The organism is Pontibacter actiniarum (genome assembly GCF_003585765.1).
GTDB classification, from domain to species: Bacteria; Bacteroidota; Bacteroidia; order Cytophagales; family Hymenobacteraceae; genus Pontibacter; species Pontibacter actiniarum.
This window is the reverse complement of sequence record NZ_CP021235.1, coordinates 904,751-921,790: the sequence shown is the minus strand read 5'-3', so window position 1 is coordinate 921,790 and position 17,040 is coordinate 904,751. Positions and strand designations below refer to the sequence as shown.

Below are 17,040 nucleotides of genomic sequence, written 5' to 3'. Positions count from 1 at the left end.
GACTAGGGGTTGGCGTGAGTGCAGCTTAGTTTCGGATAATGAGTTTCCGGGATGCCGGGTCCTTGGTAATGGAAATGCCCAAGGCTGCCGCTACAGCCTGCAGCAGCGCCTCTTCATTCCTGCTCCTGAACCTCCCAGACAGCCTTCTTTGTGCCAGGTCTTCGTCCTTCAGCTCCACCTGATAGCCATAGGTATCTTCGATGTAGGTAAGTATCTCCGCCAGCGGGGTATCCTGAAACACGAGCAGCCCTCCGCGCCAGGCTGAAGCTAGCTGCGGGTCTGCCTGCCACTGCACCAGCTTACTGTTCGCCGGTGTGTAGGCCACCACATCTCCGGGCTTCATCACCACCGGAGACGAAGCGCCCTCTAGGGCCAGCCTGACTTTACCCGTCTGCAGGGCCACCTGGGTGGCTCCTCTGCGCTTTTGCACGTTAAACGAAGTACCCAGCACCTCCACGTCCATATCGCCTGTGTGCACAACAAACCGCTCTCCCGGCTTCACGCTACCCTGCCGGTGCAAGTGGTTCACTTCAAAAAAGGCCTCTCCCTCCAGCCACACCTCCCGGGGCTCGTCCGCGTCCCAGTCGCTGGCATACCTGATCTCTGAATTAGCGTTTAGCGTGACAACAGAGCTATCCGGCAGCACCAGCGTAGCCACCTGCCCGTAGGCCGTACGGAACTGCTTATGTCTGCTGCTGTTGTAGAAGTACAGCGCAAGCGACAACAGCATTAAGGCTACCACAGCTGCCCCTGCCTTTCTCAGCCACTGCGCCGCCAGCGGTACTGACTTGCGGGTAAGGCCGGCTTCCTCTGAGATAGCGCGCCACAGCTGCTGCTGCTCTGCCTGCTCCATCGTGCTGGCTCTGAAGCTTAGCTTTTGGACCAGGCGCCGGGCCTCCTCCATCTGGTAAGCTTTCAGCGGATACTCCTGCTGTACCTGCTCCCAATAGCGATCCTGATCAGCTGAGGGGTGTTGCACCCAGGCAACAAACTGCTTGTCGTTAAGGAAGTCCTCTGTTTCGTAGCTACTGTAGTCGGTGGCGGGGCTGTTCATGGCTGTGCTTTTCCCTAATAAGGGGCCAAAAGGGAAAATCACCCCATGCACAAGAATAAATTTTTGAAAAAATTAAATTTAACCTTAAGGATTGGGAGCACAGGGGGCAAATAATAACTCCCGAAAGGATAGGTAGGTATTACGCTGAGAAAGTTAGCTGAAGGGGAAGACTTTAAATGTAACAGCTGCAGGCCATTACCAAAGCCAGCACCAACAGAAGCATAAAGTGATCCTGGGAGAGGTTGTCACGCAACTCGCTGAGCGCTATAGCCATAAGCTTGTAGGTGGCTTTCACGGAGATGTCCATCACTTCCGCAATCTCCTCATACGACAGGTTCTCGTGGAATTTCAGAAAAACCGCCTCCCGCTGCCGGGCCGTGAGAGAAGCCAAAGCACGCTCCAACCGTTCCCGCGCCGCACTTCTGCGCTCCTGTGCGATCAGCCTTTCCTCTGCGCTCAGCTCTACCTGAAAACTATAGTTAGCAGCAGTCTCGCTGTAAACGGCATAGTTTTGCCGCGTGCCCAGCTGCTTGAAAAGCAAGCGCCTGTATGATTTCAGAAGATAATTCTTCACATTAACCGGCTCCCCCAGAAAGCCACGCCTGTTCCAAACGGTCACGAAGATCTCTTGCACACACTCCTTTACCAGGTCGGTGTCCTGCGTAAACTTTGTGCCATAGTTGTACAGGTCGTTTGCGTAGCGGTCGAAGAGGAATTTAAGGGCATCACCGTCCCCGCCTTTCAGCTGCAGCCATTTTTCCTGGAGAAGAGGGAGGTCATCGGTGTTGTGCATGCGATCAGGACGAAGGAAAGACAGGATTATCCTTTGCTAAGGTATCTTTTTCAAACCAATCTTGCAAATACTCTGGTTGAGGCTGCGGCAGCTTGCCTGTTCTGCAGGGGGTGCTGGCACAAGGCAGGGATTTATCGTAGCCAAAGCCTCGCTTATAAGCTTGTTGAGCCGCGTACTTCTAGTGTCTTAAACGCCTTACCTTCTTAAGGCCTTTTTGATAGCCTTTCCCATCAAACGACCGATCTTCTACTGTAATACCTAAGTCGGTTAGCTTTCCCGACCTGTCTAATTCAAAAAATCTGTACTCTACTGTTCCAGTAAGTATGGTGGCCGCTAATACGCCTCTTATCCCGGTTTTGCGCAGGTTTGGCCACTCAGCATACCTTTGTACTTTCTGATAGGTGTTCTTCTCCTTTATGTAAAGAAACAGGTTATATGTTTCGTTAGCCCTTGCCCCTGCGCCTTGATAAAGCAGCAAATCATCGAAGCCGTCATCGTTCATATCCGCTAACTCCATGTACAGGCTACTGCACCATAAGGAGTCACTGAACAGTAACCCGCCATTCCGAAATAAAGACATCTTTGTGTTTGAGGGAAGGTTGGAAGCTTCGCCTTGCTCAAGCCTTACCTGAAACTGCTGCCCATGAGTTGTCCAGGCAGAGTCAAGGGTATATTCTTGGGCAAAGCAAAAGCTCCCAAACACAACTGATAAGAGCGCTGTTAAGAGAATCTTCATTCGCTAACTTGCCTGCTGCTCAACAAAAGCCTCACAGCCTGCCCAAAGGGTGCACGATATCTGTTGTAGTTAATAAGCCCGATACCTTAGCAGCATCCGCCTCCATCGTAAAACCAGGTAGACGCGGTAAGATGTATATCCTTCCTACCCAGCTTCTCTAAAGCACTGGCAGTTTTATCGCACACGGCCAAAGGCTGGTTGTGCAGCAGGGTGTGCCCTTTTCCATCGTCAAAGAAGTCCTCCTCTCCGAAGTAGATGGCATGCTTTCCTGTAAACACACAGGGGCCATCAGCCGGCATAGGATCTTTGATGGCACAGATTTCCACGCTTTCGATAAAGATCATACTTTCGGTGTCGTACTGGCCCGGCGCCAACACACGGTAAGGGCGCTTAGCCCTCACCTCCACCGTGCCAAAGCCAATACCGGTAATGAAATCGATGTACTGCTGCAGCGGCATAGCCCCGCTAAGGCACAGCGCCCGCAGGCGGTCATCGTTGCGCAGGTTCTCAGGCATGTAATCTTCACTGATGGGGTCCGAGAGCACCAATCTGCCGTGTGGCTTCAGCACGCGGTACATTTCGGCAAGCGCTACCTCCAGCTCTTCCTTTCTGAATATGTTAAACAGGCAGTTCTGGGCCGCCACATCCACCGAATTGTCTTCTACAGGCAACTGCAGGGCATCGCCGTGGCGCAACTCTACAAAATCGCGCTCGAACCAGCTGTTCTCCTGCTCCGCAAGCTGCAGGTTCTCGGCACACACCGCCAGCATTCGGTCTACGGGGTCCACCCCAATTACAGCACCGGGCCTGCGCGTAAAGTATGAGAACTGCAGCAGCTCCATTCCCCCTCCCACGCCAACATAGAGCACCGTGGGGTTATGGCTCAGGTCGCGCGGGTTTACAGTAGAACCGCATCCGTAGTTCATCTCCAGCATTTTAGACGGAACAGCAAGCTCTGGTAGCTGCCAGACAGGCGTGGTGGTGCAGCAGAGCCCTTTCTGCGGATTGTTCGCAGCATCTTCGTACACCAGCTTGGCCGCCTCTAAATAATCACTCATCTTTTATCTTCTTCTGTTTTATCCAATGTAACAAAAAGGCACGGCACCTCCCTGGTAAACAACAGCCCTGGGAAAGTGCTAAGAGCGGACTACCAGCCTGTACTTGCTCTATTTCTGCCGGGTGGTTCGTCCAGACCAGGTGCCGCTAAACTTCTTTCACTTCACCGTTTCTCCGCCGCAACTCGAGCCCGCCCCAGCGGTGCAGCCATAGCAGTGCTGGTTTAGCACGATACTGCGCCTGTCTAAAACTGCCGCGTTAAAATCGCGAATGTGCCGGGGAGAACTTTGCTCCACTTGCAGCTCCAGCATCTGGTTGAAGTCGCAGTCGTACAGGTAGCCATCCCAGCCAACGGAAATGGTGTTGCGGCACATCACTCCCGCAGCTGCCACCGGGTTAAAGGCATTCACCAGCTTCTCCATGTAGGTGTCGTAGTTGCCGCTCTGCACCAGGTAATCCAGAAAGCGGCTAACGGGCAGGTTGGTGATGCAGAACAGGTTATGGAACTCGATACTGTAACCGCTGCGTAGCCTGCGCTTAAACTCCGCCTCCAGCGAGGCCTGCGCGCTCGGCAGAAACGCCCCGGAGGGATTGTACACCAGGTCCAGGACCAGGTCGCTGCCCTCCAAACCGTAACCGACCTCATTCAGCATCTGCAGTGCTTTAATCGACTTTTCGAACACGCCGTCGCCACGTTGGGCATCTGTGCGGGAAGCCTGGAAGTAAGGCAGCGAAGACACCACGTGCACCCCATGCTGTTTAAAGAAAGCTGGCAGGTCGTGGTACTTCTTATTGGCAAGTATGATGGTGAGGTTGCAGCGCACGATCACCTGTCGCCCCAGCTTCGACAGCTCCTCCACAAACCAGCGGAAGTCCGGGTTCATTTCGGGCGCCCCGCCCGTCAGGTCTACAGTGGTTATGTTTGGCGACTGCTGCAGGGCCTCGAGGCACTGATGCATGATTTCGCGCGTCATGATTTCTTTGCGATCCGGCCCCGCGTCCACATGGCAGTGCTTGCACGTCTGGTTACACATTTTGCCCATGTTCACCTGCAGAATAGTGGTGCCGGTGGGTTTGAGCGGGTATAGGCCGTGCTCCTGCAGGCGCCCGGCAAAAGCAGGGAACTGGTCCCCGTGCTGCGTAGGTGCCTGCAGTACGTTTAACTGGAAAAAAGCATCGGACAGCTCATGCTGCCGCCCTTTAAGTGATTTTACCGAAGATCCCATGTACTACATTGTCAGCTCTTTGATCTTGTTCATCATTTGTACCCCGTGCACCAGGGCCGCGCCACCCTTGATGGCGGCCGCAACATGCACCGCCTCCATCATCTGGTTCTCATCGGCACCTTTTTCCAGGCAGTCGGTGCTGTAGGCGTCAATGCAGTAAGGGCATTGTACGGCATGCGACACAGCTAACGCAATAAGGGCCTTCTCACGCGCTGTAAGGGCACCTTCTTTAAACACTTCGCCGTAGTAGTCGAAGAACTTGCGCCCCATTTCCGGCTGCAATTCCGAAATGTTGCCAAACTTGGACAGGTCCGCCGGGTTATAATAGGTCTTTTCCATATAATGTTGCTGGTTAGGTTTGTACTGAACGTGTAAGTGTTTTTGAGAGGCTGAACTGGCTTCCGATGTCCCACCAGGAGGCAAACGCGCCTCCCTTATGAACTGCCGCTTTCTGAACTGGGATAGTATAGCTTTTTGTACTCAAATTTCAGAAGTATGTTTTGTGCTACCCTGCAGCTGCGTTGCAAAAACAGGCGCAATCGATGCCCCTACAGGTGAAGGTACTCCTTTTGAAAAGAGAAGCCAAACCAACCGTACCTTCATACTTGCTTCCGCTCATAAGAGCAAATTGACAAATGGCAGCCCTGTTAGTAGTACTACTAACAGGGCTGCCATTTGTTTACAGTCGCTGGTGCTTTTGTTAAAAGCTACCGCTCATCTGACAGGCTTTTGGTGAGCGAAGCACTATTTCTCATCAAGCCATGCTTCCAGTCCTGCGCCACCCTGTCCCAACCAAAATCATCATAGTTTATATTGCCGCTGCTGTCGAAGCCGAAGAAGTTATGCTCACGCCCCACGTAAGGCATAAATGTAAAGTTCTTTTTCTTATCGCGGATCGCCTCCAGGCGCATGTAATCGAAGAAAGGGGCTGCCATGTCTTTTGTGCCGTATGCCACCAAGACAGGTATTTTCAGTTTGCGCAACGACTCTATCGGAGGAACAGAGAAGCTGTAAACGGACTTGTAGGTTACCTCCCCCTGGATGCTGTTGTTCTCAGGGTCCTTCACCAGTTCCTCCCAGAACTGAAACTGCTTTTCTGTAGCTGTACCCGTTGCGTCGTCATGCTGCCTCAGCTGGGAGATAATGGTCGCCATCCTACCGAAAGGGTTGGTCCCGGAGAAGATAAGGTGAGTCACGTCCTTTGATGCCTCGGCTAGACCGGCTGCCACGGCTGCGCCTTCTGAATGCCCGGCAACAACAACTTTCTCCCCATTAATCCAGCTCTGCTTTTTCAGGTACTTAATAACTGCTTTATCGCGCGCTGTATAATAGCCCAGGTTTGCACGTATAACGTAGCCTTTCGGAAAGGTATTAGTCTCAGGCTCAACGTAGGCCATATCGCTCCGTAGCTTTTTTGCCTCGAGTATAAGCGGCACATCCGGACTGCTGATAATGGCAAGGTGGTAGTCGTCCAACAGTTGACTCGTTTCAAAGGGAAACACCATGTACGGCTTTCCATTCTCCCGAAGTATGATGAGCGGCTTTGGAAGCGAGCCCTGCACGAAGAGGAACAGCGGCTTCTCCTTTTCCTCCTCTCCTTTCTTCGAGAGCACCAGAATATCTACTGTATCCTGCTTATAAAGAGTTTGCAGGTGTCGGAAGCCGAATGCCTCTGGTTTTTTTCCTGAGCTTGTACTGATAAAGAAATAAGTAACAGAAGGAGAAAGAACTGTCTTGTGTACTTCATTATTTTGTTTTTTGCCTAAAGGTCTTGGCTATGAGGTGGTGTGGGCCTTCGGCCGAAGGCTGAGGTTTAGGTTTTGTTAGCAGTAGGGCTTTTAACTTTCTATAACTCTTGTAAATGCTGGCTCTAAAGCAGTTATTATTTTTTTTGAAACGGTTTCGCTAATTACACCACCTGCAACCATATCCAAGCATTTACCAGCAAAAAGTTGATGCCATTTTTTCTTGCCTAGAAAATACAGTCCCTTTAGTTCCTCAAGTTCCTTCTTTAAATCATCATATATTATTTGATACCCCAATTTTAATTCTCCTAAGTCTTTTATTATTGTATCTAGTTTGGCTTCAGCTGATCCCTCTTCTTCAATTGTAAAAGTGTCCTCATTTAGCTGAACACCAAGTCTAGCTAACTCCTGAGCCAAGAAGTAAGTAATGGATTCATGAGCTAAATTTATATGGCAAGTATCTGGTGCAGTACAATTGGGTTTGTGTTGGTCATACACTATATTATTTCCCTCAAGTATGATGTTGAGAAATTTTATCTTATCCAATCGGTTATCTATAGTATAAAGCTGTTCTTTTGCTGCTTCGATAACTTCATCATAATTTCTTATTCGTCCGTTAATGTGACGTTGTACAAATCTGTTGGCAAATTTTGCGATTACATCCATTATTTATTTCTTTTGGCTTACTGCTAACGTTTAGTACAGGCTACGAACGAGGCATAACCGAGTATGGAGCCTGTGCCGTGTTGGTGGTAGTAATTTTTATATTTTTAGGTGTGGCTTTGTTAGCAGTAAAAACAAAATGGTTAATCCACCGCTAAAAGCCAAATGAAACCAGCCAAGTTTTTGTCCTTGTAAGTATTCTTCTTCATGTAAGTGTATATCCCTAAGCACCTGATTGGGGACTGTCAACTTATGTACAAAATAGGTCATCCCAACCCAAACACCCAAGATGAGGAATATCAAGTAGTGTTCAACGATAGACCTTCTTAAACTATACATCCCAAAGATTGCAACAACTATTTCCCAAAGTGTGAAAAGATGTATGGTTAAACAAAAGCCCATTACCATTTTAGCCCAAAAAGCACTAAGTGCGTGTTCTTCACTTCTTATATATCTTTTATAAAACGCAACGATAATCAGGTTAAGGGGATTTAACTCGTTACATTCCTTATCATTCAAAACGGGCATTTACTTTATAGTTATTATTACCACCAACTACTGTATATAAGGAACTCCTCCGGTTATTAGCCCTTTGGCTGGAGTATACAGAACCTTACTTCCACAACCTTCAATTTTCAGGCAAAGTTGTTTCGGGTTCATCTCCTATACAATTTAAAGCTAAATATATTATATTCCTACAGATTATCAAGTGGGCTGCCAAGGCTTTCCAGCCTATGGTTTGTGTCAGATGCGGATAAATGATTGGCCTTCATGTTCCAAAGCGTTTAGAGAGATAACCGGCTGCGAAGAAATGTGATAGATATCGCTCGTGCTTGGTTTATGGGCCTAATAGCACACCTTTCTAACTTTCAGCCGGAAACTACCCGTACAGTTCCCTAAGTACCAGAATATAACCGTAAGGGTACGGCTAGTGTAGCAAAACATGGAAGAAGACGGAAGGGAATGCCTGCAGTGCGGCAGCCTTTTGGCAGGAAGCTCAGACAAGAGATTCTGCTCCGACCAGTGCCGGGCGGCAGCCGGTAATAAGCGCAAGTTTAAGGACGAGAGGGAACAGCTAATGCGCAGCATAAACGTGATGCTGCAAAAGAACCGCCACATCCTCCGGCAAGCCAGCCCGCAAGGGAAAATTACAATCAGAAGGCAAGTACTCCAGGTCTCCGGTTTTGGCTTTCGGCATTTCACCCACCTCTACCGCACCCAGGGCGGCAACAACTACCACTTCTACTACGGCTACCTGCTCCTGCCCGAGGAGAAAGTGCTTATCTTCAACTGACAGCCTTACATGGAGAATGAATAAAGAAAGCCAGCCTCCTCAGGCTGGAGAGAAGCTAAGGTTAGGAAAGGATAAAACAAAAAAAGCCTGCAAACGATGTGTTTGCAGGCTTTTAGCTGATTTGGGTATCACTACCGGCAGAGAGTAAGGGATTCGAACCCTTGATACCCTTTTGGGGTATACACACTTTCCAGGCGTGCTCCTTCGACCACTCGGACAACTCTCTATTGTGGTGCAAATATAGAACAATCTGCACCACTTCTGCAAGTTTGCAGCACTTATACTTTCACAGCACCTACAAACTAATTTCCCCGCGCAGGTTCTGGCACAACAGCATCCGGGTCTGTTCATGGTCCAGCCCCTGCCCCAGCACAAACATCAGTTTGGCGATAGCCGCTTCCGTTGTAATGTCGGCTCCACCCACTACTCCCATGTTTAGCAGGTACTTACTTGTTTCGTACTGCCCCTGGATTACACGGCCTTCGTCACACTGCGACACGTTCAGGATGTGCACGCCGCGTTGCAGGGCGTCCTGCAGGAGCTCCAGGAACCAAGGCGTGGAAGGAGCGTTACCGGAGCCGAAAGTTTCCATAACCACGCCCCGAAGGTCGGGCGCTTGCAGGATGCTCTGCACCACCTGCTTCGTTATGCCCGGAAACAGCTTCAGAATGGCTACTTTGTCACTCATGCGGTTGTGCACTATTAAAGCTTGCTCCGGGTGCGGCAGAATGTTCTCGTGGCTGTACTCTATGTCGATGCCTGTTTCGGCCAGCGGAGGGTAGTTATCGGACTTGAAGGCATCGAAGTGGCTGCTCTCTACCTTTTTCGAGCGATTGCCGCGCAGCAGCAGATTCCGGAAGTAAATACACACCTCCGGCACCACGCTTTTACCATCCTGCCTGGTAGCGGCAATCTGCAGGGCCGTGATCAGGTTTTCGCGCGCATCGGTGCGAATGCGGCCAATCGGCACCTGTGCCCCGGTAAAGATAACGGGCTTCTGCAGGTTCTCCAGCAGGTAACTCATGGCAGAGGCAGAGTAGGCCATGGTGTCGGTGCCGTGCAGCACCACAAAGCCATCATACTTGCTGTAGTTCTCCTCTATCAGGCTTGCGAGCATCAGCCAGTCCTGCACCGATACGTTAGACGAGTCTATGGCCGGCTCAATGTTCAGCACGGTAACCAGATAGTTAAACTGACGCAGCTCCGGCACATGGTCCAGTATCTGTGAGAAGTTAAAAGGCACCAGGTGCTTCTCCTTTTCATCAAACACCATCCCGACGGTACCGCCGGTGTAAATGATAAGTATGGACGCCTCGGGGTGAAGCGGCGCGGCGGTTTCTATATCTACTTTTACAACCTCCATACCTTACAGCTTAAAGAGGTTAAGCGCATTGGCCGTTGTCTTTTCTGCCACTTCCTGCACCGGCTTCTGCAACAGGTCGGCCACGCGCTGCGCGATTAGCGGCAGGTACACGGGCTCATTGCGCTTGCCGCGGTGCGGCGTTGGCGCCAGGTATGGGCAATCGGTCTCCAGCACCAGGTCCTCCAGCTGCACATACGGCAGCACCTTATCCAGGCCGCCGTTCTTAAAGGTCGCCACACCGCCGATCCCCATCAGGAAGCCCAGCTCCTTCACCTTTTCAGCCTCTTCCACGGTGCCGCTGAAACAGTGGAAGACACCTGTCAGGGTACCATCCTGTGCCGCAGCCACAATCTCATAGGCTTCGTTAAAAGAGTCGCGGGTGTGCAGCACGATCGGCAGGCGGTGCTTTTTAGCCAGCTCCACCTGCACCTTCAGGGCCTCCTGCTGCTGGGGCAGGAAGGTTTTGTCCCAGTACAAGTCGATGCCGCACTCTCCCACGGCGGCAAAGCTGCGCTTATCCAGCCACTCCTCCACCAGGTAAAGCTCCCGCTCAAAATCCTTGTCAACAGAGGTCGGGTGCAGGCCCATCATCGGGATGCAAGCCTGCGGATACTTCTGCTCTGCCTCCAGCATGGCATCAATAGAAGTATGGTCGATGTTGGGCATGTAGATTTTACTTACCCCCTCCTGCTGTGCCCGCTCCATGGCTTCGGCGCGGTCAGCATCGAATTTCTCAGCGTAAATATGTGCGTGCGAATCAACTAAATTCATGTATCAGCTATCTTTTACCGCCGGCCCCACGGCCGAGACGGTGTGTTACTTCGATTTAAGCCGCAAGTTAGGAATTTTATACTTGCAGGCGGCCAGGAGTTAGGCAACAGACAGCAGCCAGACATCCTTTCCGGTACCGTGGGCGAAAGATCCGGGGCAGGCGCTACTTGCCATCTCCCTAGTACTTCCGCCCCTTCCACACTGTTTTAACCGGCAGGAAGAAGTACACGATAAGTATGACAGAAGACACGACCAGGTATAGCTCGAAGAAAAGGTACATGTACCAGCGGACGCTGCGGCCGAGGCGGCGCAGGCAAACGTGCAGGTACAGGCTCTGCAGCAGCAGCTTAAAGGCAAAGATGGAAAGCATCACCCCCACCGACGTATACGCGAAGAAGGGCAGCAGAACCGGGTAGTACGCCGAGTGGAGTACAAAGACGACGGCCATGTAGAAGGGCAGGTGCATGGAGCCGCGCATCCAGCGCTTGCGCTGGTGCAGGAAGAGTTTAAAAGTAGCAGCCGGTGTGGAGAGCGCTAGCACCTGGCGGTCGTAGATGTTTCGGAAGCGCCAGCCGCGCCGGAGCACCTGGTTAAAGATGGCGATATCCTCAGTGATGGTAAAGTCTATACTTTCGAAGCCCCCCACCTGCTCATAGGCGCGGCGGCGCAGCAGCATGTTGTTGCCCATGGCGGTAACCGGTAGCCTCAGGTCCGACACTACCTGCATCAGCCCCAGTACATACAGCCAATCCATGGCCTGCAACCGGGCGAAAAAGGAGTCGCCTGCTATCGTCGTGATGCCTGTGACCACTCCCACCTCTTCCGTTAGCGCTGCCAGCATGGCCTTTACCCATTCCGGCGGCACCGCAATGTCGGCATCGGTGTAAAAGAAATACTCTGTCGTGGCCAGCTTGGCCAGGTGCGCCAGCACGTTAGCCTTCCCTTTTGCCTTGCCCAGGGTGTGGGTCACGGTGATACACGTATAGTGTGGCTTGTCCTGGATGAACCGGTCGATCACTGCGCGGGTATTATCGGTAGAGGCGTCATCGCCTATCAGCACCTCCAGCTTGCCCTTGGGGTAGTCCAGCGCCTCCAGTGCGTGCAGACAGCGCAGAATCGTGTGCTCCTCGTTGCGGGCCGCAATCAGGATGCTAACCCGCGGGTGCTGGGTATGCTTAAAAGTATAGCGCTTGCGGTTAAAGACCAGCAGGGCCAGCAGTATCAGAAATAGAGAGAAGTAAAGTATAAAATAGGCTACCGATACAATCATAGGGTCTCGAAGGTGTAGCCCAGCCTGGTAAAATGCTCCAGATAGCGTGGCAGGGCGTACATCATGTTGCGCTTCGCCTTTAGGCTGTCGTGAAATACGATGATGCTGCCGCTTTGGGTGCTTTTTATACTTTGCCGCAGGCACTCCTCCGCCGACAGGCTGCGGTCGTAATCGTTGGTGAGCACATCCCACATGATGAGTTCGTAGTGCGGAGCCAGCACCTGCGCCTGCTTTTTGCTGATACGGCCGTAGGGAGGGCGAAAAAGCCTGCCGCCGTTTGGCTGTAGCTTCTCCAGCTCCTGTTGGCAGTCAGCGGTGTTCCGCACGTATTGCTCCAGGGGTGTCTGCCAGCCTTTCAGGTGGTTAAAAGTGTGGTTCGCGAGCAGGTGGCCCTGCGCCAGCACCTGCCGGGCAATGGCCGGGTGCTTTGCCAGGTTTTCGCCTACACAAAAGAAGGTCGCTTTGGCTTTATAGGTTGCCAGCTGCTCCAGCACCCACGGCGTCACCTCCGGTATCGGGCCATCGTCAAACGTAAGGTACAGCACCTTTCCCTGCACCTCCCGGTGCCAGGTGTAGCAGCTGGACATTAGCTTTTTCAGGAGCCAGGGCGTCTTATAGAAGCGGATCACTTAAAATGCTGGGCTTAGGTGTGCTTATCCCTGGCAAAAGGAGAAGCCAAGCGCTTCCTGCCCTTTACCAACGACTTCGCAAGGTATCAAAATGCTTACTAAAACTACTTAAAGCGGCAGGAAAGCAACGTGATATCGTCGTTGAAGGTTGCCTCCTCGTTGTAGAGGTTAATCTCGCGGAGCAGTTGCAGGTGCAGCATTTTGGAGCTCAGGAAACGGTTGCGCTTCAGAAAGCCGATGGTACCTTCAATGCCGAACTCCGCCTCGTCCTCGTCAAACACCTCTGTCAGGCCGTCGGTGTAGCACAGCACGATCGACTGCTCCGGCACATGCACTCTGCCCACGTTCAGGAACGGCAGCACGTCAAACACGCCGAGCATGGTGCAGCCCTCGTTTAGGAGTTGGTGCGTATTATCCTGGTGAAGCAGGATAGGCGCGTTATGCCCCGCGTTTACGTAGCTCAGCTCCCGGGTTCTGCGGTTGTAGATCGCCACAAAGGTCGTGATGAACTTCTCGGCAATGGCATTGCGGTAGATCAGGTTATTCAGCTCCGACACCACGGTGCTCAGGTCGGTGTTCTGGCGCAGGATCGTGCGCAGCCCGGCCTGGAAATTCGACATCAGCAGCGAGGCCGGCACTCCTTTGCCCGACACATCGGCCACACAAAAGAGAAACTGGTCGGCATCGATCTCCACAAAGTCGTAGTAGTCGCCGCCAATGGAGGAGTGCGGAATATAGCTCGCGTGTATGGCTACGTCGGTATCGTTGGGCAGGCTTTTGGGGAACAGCATAGACTGCACCTCGCGGGCGATCTCAATCTCGCGGCGGATAGACTCCTGCACCAGGCGCTGCCGCGCCATCCGGTGGTTCTCAATGGCCACCAGCATAATGTTACTCACCGTCTGCACAAAGTTCAGGGCATCCAGGTTGTTGTAGTACGGCTGGATTTTACCGATCATCACAAAGGCCAGCACCTTTCCGTTATGCAGGATCGGAATAACGATATCGAAGCAGCGCCACTTCTTGTCTACCTGCAGCTTCGACATCTTGGTGATTTCCTTCACCTGCAGGATCTGCTCGGGGAGCGGCACCCTTGTGAAGTCCTGCTCCGTGCCAGCGCATACTTTGCAGTGCCAGCCCTCGTCATGCACAAAGAGGGTCAGCCGGCTGATCTGCAGCTGGGCCAGCAGCGTGAAGCGGTAGATTTTGTACAGCGCACCCTCCGGCAGGTTATCGTTAATTGCCTGGGTAATCTCAAGCAACGCCGATAGCTCCAGCTTTTTCAGGTTAAGCTCCTGCTGTGGGTTCGGTACTAGTATATCAGACATTCGGTATCGTAACTTTTAGGATCGTCAGCTCTTTTAGGCGGAAACCTGTAACAAAAGCTGTTCTAAAACTTAAGTAAAAGTACAAATAAAAGCTCACTTTAGGGCGATCCTCCACTGGAACGCGCGTTCCGGTGCCCCAACAGCGCACGTTGCACGGCAACGCATACGTGGCTGGCTCAAAGGCTGCCTCCGCTCGATTAACGCAGGCACGGTGCAGTGGGGTTAACGATAATGCGGCGCGGCTTGTTCTGGAGTTTGCCCCCTAAACAATGCGCGGCGCGGTAACCACCAAACCACCAGCTCTTTCTGGCCCAACGCCTTTTATGCACAGCCCCCGGAGGTGCACCCAAGGCACCGCAACGACTACCAAACGTATTGCAAAACACCCTCCGGAAGGAGGAAGTTACCTACAAAACCAGCCTCCAAAATAAGCAGCTGCCCCTCCACATGAAATACCTACTGCTAGGGATATAAAGCGGCATACCTGTTAAATTAGAAAGGCGCCAAATTGTTCAGAGGTTTTGAGCTTTTTTAGCGCACACGCAATTCTACCCTTTGCAGACTGCACCAGGGCTTAAAGCCATACTTATCCATTTTGTTGTCAACCCCTTAACCCGACAAGCATCACAACAACTTTAAGCTACAGCTGCTCCCTTCCCGGCTAACGGGAACGGAGAGGCAAGTGACTCAGCTGCACCTGCAGGCTTTAGAGGTTGCTTAGGCAGGCTTAAATGGAGTTGTGTACAACTAACCCCGCCTTCGTAGCCAGGAAGTAGTACTGCTGGCAGTGCTGCCCGAAGGTGGTTTCGTCGTACGTGTGCTCCGTATCCTGGTCCGGGTACAGGATGCGGACATACCCCTGCTGTATAAGTGACTGAAGGGCAGCGCAAAGCTCGCTATCGGTTAAAGAAAGCGTGCTTTTTAAATCGGGGTACGCCGTTACAAAGTATAACTCGTCCAGTATGTCAAACTCATTGTTGCTCATAGGGTTCTAATGCTTCGGCCTTTCCAGCGATAGTGCCCCAAAAGGCCGAATATAGCTGTAAAGACCACGTAGGGAATGTATACGAGCTGCAGGGGGAGCATGTACCAGAGGTACTTCTGCTGCCCCGTAAAGCCCAGGATCAAACTTAAAAATAAAAAATCGATCGCAAATTTGACAGCATACGCAGACAAAAAGGCCCCTAGCGGCAGGCTGCCCCACAGCACCAGCGGTATAGCCAGGAAAAGCAGGAAGTTGACCAGGAAAACACACAGCGCCACCAGCTGCACCGGCACACTTTGGTAGCTCTTCCACTTGCTGGCCCACCTTACCCGCTGCTGCACAAAGGAAACCAGTGTTTTACGCGCCTCAGTGTAAACTATAGCTTTAGGATTTTTCAGAAATTTCACCTTCCCCGAGAAAGACTTATCCACTTTGTGGAGCAGGAACTCGTCGTCGCCGCTGGCTATGTGCTCGTTGCCGGCAAAGCCCCCTACTTTCTCGAATACATCTTTCCGGTAGGCCAGGTTGGCGCCGTTGCACATGTTCGGTTTGCCTAACGCAATAGAGGCACCTCCAATACCGATCAAGCTGGCGAACTCCACCAACTGCATCCGCTCGAAGTGTGTGGGTGTAGGCCGGAAGCTAACGGGCCCGCTAATGAAATAAGGCCGCTCCGTTTCATAGAGGTAGGCATAGGACCGGAGCCACTCCTCCCCTACCCTGCAGTCGCCGTCGGTGAACACCAGTAGCTCGCCCTGTGCCTGCGCCACCCCGTGCTGCACGGCGGCTTTCTTCCCCTCCTGCTTTACATAATCATGCAACTGAAAAAGTTTAACAGGCAAGGTACTCTCCGCTGCAAACGCCGCAACGCAGGCCGCGGTCTCGTCTTCGGAGCTGTCATCTACCACCAACACCTCCAGCAGTTCTTTCGGGTAGCGCTGCCGGTCCAGGTCTGCCAGCAGGTGCAGGATGTGGTTTGCCTCATTCCGCACCGGAATTATGACGGTGACAGGAGTAACAGGCTGGTAGGCCGCCGGGGCAGGCACAACAGGCATCTTTTGCCAGGCCCACCAGCGGCGTACAATTATCCAGCCGTAAGCCAGCAGCACCAGGGTCAGCAGCCAGGTCATGCCGCCACTCCCTTTCTTGCCAGGCGCAGGCGCAGCACAAAGATCAGCCCTACTACGCTCGGCACCGCAATGTTGAGCAGCCAAAGGCTCAGGCTCGCGCTGAGCACCTGCAGCCGCTCCTGCCCCAACAAGCCAAAAAGGTACATCGCAGACAACTCCCGCACCCCCAGGTCTGAGAGCAGGCTGACGGAGGGCACCACCGACTTCAGAAAAAAGGTGCCGGATACACCGCTCAGGTACTGGAGCGGGCTCAGGTGCACGTTAAAAAGAATCAGCAGCAGGATGAACTGGCCCAGAAACACCGTGTACCGGCCCAGCGACAACCACAGCAGCCGCGTCATCTCCCTGGAGGTGTAGGTGCCCATCACTGCCAGGTAAGGCACGAGCCTGCGCAGGGGCTTTACAGCTGCCACAATGGCCACCATCGCCCTGGCGTTGTAGAGCAGGAGCAGCATGGCCGCGCACAGGGCCAGCAGCAGCACCAGCAGGCTTAGCGCCACTTCCGGGTAGCTTTGCCAGCCCAGCATAAAGATAAAGTACAGCAAGCCACCCGAGCCGGCGAGCACAGTAGCGACCAACTGGCAGAACCTCCCGATAAAAATCGCCCCGATAGCCTCCAGGCGCTGCCTGCTCTTGAGCTCCAGTACGCGCCCCGCGTAGTCGCCGAGGCGGTTGGGGGTGATAAAGCCCAGGGTGAGCCCCACCATGACGGCGCGGTAGGCCTGCAGGAAAGAAATGGGCTCCAGCTTCTGCCCCAGCAGCTGCCATTTGCGGGCCTCAAAGCCCCAGTTCACGGGGATAAGCACGGCCACGAGTGCAAACAGGTAGCGAAGCGGGCTCTGCACGGCCTGCAGCAGGATTTCGCGCCAGCTCAGGAATGCGTCCGGTGCCGTCCAGATCGCCTGGTAGAGCAGGAACAGCGTGAGACCGGCCACCAGCGTTTTCGCCAGAAGCAAAAGGAATCTTTTATGGGGATTGATGTTCAAGATATTGTCTT

Annotated in this window: 18 protein-coding genes and 1 tRNA gene; 1 reads left to right on the top strand and 18 read right to left on the bottom strand. The window is 52.8% G+C overall.

The window, feature by feature from the left end; translation table 11 throughout:
* Positions 1–25: 25 nt before the first annotated feature.
* The 9 genes from CA264_RS03990 to CA264_RS03950 all read right to left on the bottom strand — a co-directional run bounded on the left by CA264_RS03990 (position 26) and on the right by CA264_RS03950 (position 7,801).
* A complete protein-coding gene (locus CA264_RS03990; protein WP_025604797.1) occupies positions 26–1,054 on the bottom strand; it encodes a FecR family protein in 1,029 nt (342 codons plus the stop codon).
* A gap of 172 nt (positions 1,055–1,226) precedes the next feature.
* Positions 1,227–1,847 (bottom strand): RNA polymerase sigma factor, encoded by a 621-nt coding sequence (locus CA264_RS03985; RefSeq protein WP_025604795.1) that lies wholly within the window; start codon positions 1,845–1,847, stop codon positions 1,227–1,229.
* 178 nt (positions 1,848–2,025) lie between these two features.
* Positions 2,026–2,583, bottom strand: a complete 558-nt coding sequence (locus CA264_RS03980) for a hypothetical protein (protein WP_025604793.1) — start codon at positions 2,581–2,583, stop codon at positions 2,026–2,028.
* A gap of 86 nt (positions 2,584–2,669) precedes the next feature.
* Positions 2,670–3,641: an arsenosugar biosynthesis arsenite methyltransferase ArsM gene (arsM, locus tag CA264_RS03975; RefSeq protein ID WP_025604791.1), complete on the bottom strand. Its 972-nt coding sequence runs from the start codon at positions 3,639–3,641 to the stop codon at positions 2,670–2,672.
* Positions 3,642–3,797: 156 nt separating this feature from the next.
* Positions 3,798–4,865 carry an arsenosugar biosynthesis radical SAM (seleno)protein ArsS gene (gene arsS / locus CA264_RS03970; RefSeq protein ID WP_025604789.1) on the bottom strand — a complete coding sequence of 356 codons (1,068 nt, stop codon included), beginning with the start codon at positions 4,863–4,865 and terminating at the stop codon, positions 3,798–3,800.
* Positions 4,866–4,868: 3 nt separating this feature from the next.
* Positions 4,869–5,204, bottom strand: a complete 336-nt coding sequence (locus CA264_RS03965) for an arsenosugar biosynthesis-associated peroxidase-like protein (protein WP_025604788.1) — start codon at positions 5,202–5,204, stop codon at positions 4,869–4,871.
* Positions 5,205–5,572: 368 nt separating this feature from the next.
* Entirely contained in the window at positions 5,573–6,478 is a 906-nt protein-coding gene (locus CA264_RS03960) for an alpha/beta hydrolase family protein (protein ID WP_025604786.1), read from the bottom strand.
* 225 nt (positions 6,479–6,703) lie between these two features.
* Positions 6,704–7,276, bottom strand: coding sequence for a hypothetical protein (locus CA264_RS03955; protein ID WP_025604784.1), 573 nt, complete (start codon positions 7,274–7,276; stop codon positions 6,704–6,706).
* A gap of 96 nt (positions 7,277–7,372) precedes the next feature.
* Positions 7,373–7,801, bottom strand: a complete 429-nt coding sequence (locus CA264_RS03950; RefSeq protein WP_025604782.1) for a hypothetical protein — start codon at positions 7,799–7,801, stop codon at positions 7,373–7,375.
* A gap of 415 nt (positions 7,802–8,216) precedes the next feature.
* Between CA264_RS03950 and CA264_RS03945 the strand changes: the two genes are divergently transcribed.
* Positions 8,217–8,567, top strand: a complete 351-nt coding sequence (locus CA264_RS03945) for a hypothetical protein (RefSeq protein ID WP_025604780.1) — start codon at positions 8,217–8,219, stop codon at positions 8,565–8,567.
* 138 nt (positions 8,568–8,705) lie between these two features.
* Here the strand turns inward: CA264_RS03945 and CA264_RS03940 are convergent.
* From CA264_RS03940 to CA264_RS03900, 9 genes are all read right to left on the bottom strand, one after another.
* Positions 8,706–8,793 (bottom strand) — tRNA-Ser (locus CA264_RS03940).
* Between the two features lie 69 nt (positions 8,794–8,862).
* Positions 8,863–9,930 carry an asparaginase gene (locus CA264_RS03935; protein WP_025604779.1) on the bottom strand — a complete coding sequence of 356 codons (1,068 nt, stop codon included), beginning with the start codon at positions 9,928–9,930 and terminating at the stop codon, positions 8,863–8,865.
* Between the two features lie 3 nt (positions 9,931–9,933).
* Positions 9,934–10,701: a TatD family hydrolase gene (locus CA264_RS03930; RefSeq protein ID WP_025604776.1), complete on the bottom strand. Its 768-nt coding sequence runs from the start codon at positions 10,699–10,701 to the stop codon at positions 9,934–9,936.
* 178 nt (positions 10,702–10,879) lie between these two features.
* A complete protein-coding gene (locus tag CA264_RS03925; protein WP_025604775.1) occupies positions 10,880–11,971 on the bottom strand; it encodes a glycosyltransferase in 1,092 nt (363 codons plus the stop codon).
* Entirely contained in the window at positions 11,968–12,600 is a 633-nt protein-coding gene (locus CA264_RS03920; protein ID WP_025604773.1) for a polysaccharide deacetylase family protein, read from the bottom strand. The genes CA264_RS03925 and CA264_RS03920 overlap by 4 nt, the downstream gene beginning before the upstream one ends.
* A 104-nt stretch (positions 12,601–12,704) precedes the next feature.
* On the bottom strand, positions 12,705–13,928 hold the full coding sequence (locus CA264_RS03915) for a PP2C family protein-serine/threonine phosphatase (RefSeq protein WP_025604771.1): 1,224 nt from the start codon (positions 13,926–13,928) through the stop codon (positions 12,705–12,707).
* A 727-nt stretch (positions 13,929–14,655) separates the two neighbouring features.
* The gene (locus CA264_RS03910; RefSeq protein WP_025604769.1) at positions 14,656–14,913 is read right to left on the bottom strand and encodes a hypothetical protein; all 258 of its coding nucleotides are present in this window, start codon (positions 14,911–14,913) and stop codon (positions 14,656–14,658) included.
* The gene (locus tag CA264_RS03905) at positions 14,910–16,043 is read right to left on the bottom strand and encodes a glycosyltransferase (protein ID WP_025604767.1); all 1,134 of its coding nucleotides are present in this window, start codon (positions 16,041–16,043) and stop codon (positions 14,910–14,912) included. Before CA264_RS03905 ends, CA264_RS03910 begins: the two co-directional genes overlap by 4 nt.
* Entirely contained in the window at positions 16,040–17,029 is a 990-nt protein-coding gene (locus CA264_RS03900) for a lysylphosphatidylglycerol synthase domain-containing protein (RefSeq protein ID WP_025604765.1), read from the bottom strand. The genes CA264_RS03905 and CA264_RS03900 overlap by 4 nt, the downstream gene beginning before the upstream one ends.
* Positions 17,030–17,040: the final 11 nt, after the last annotated feature.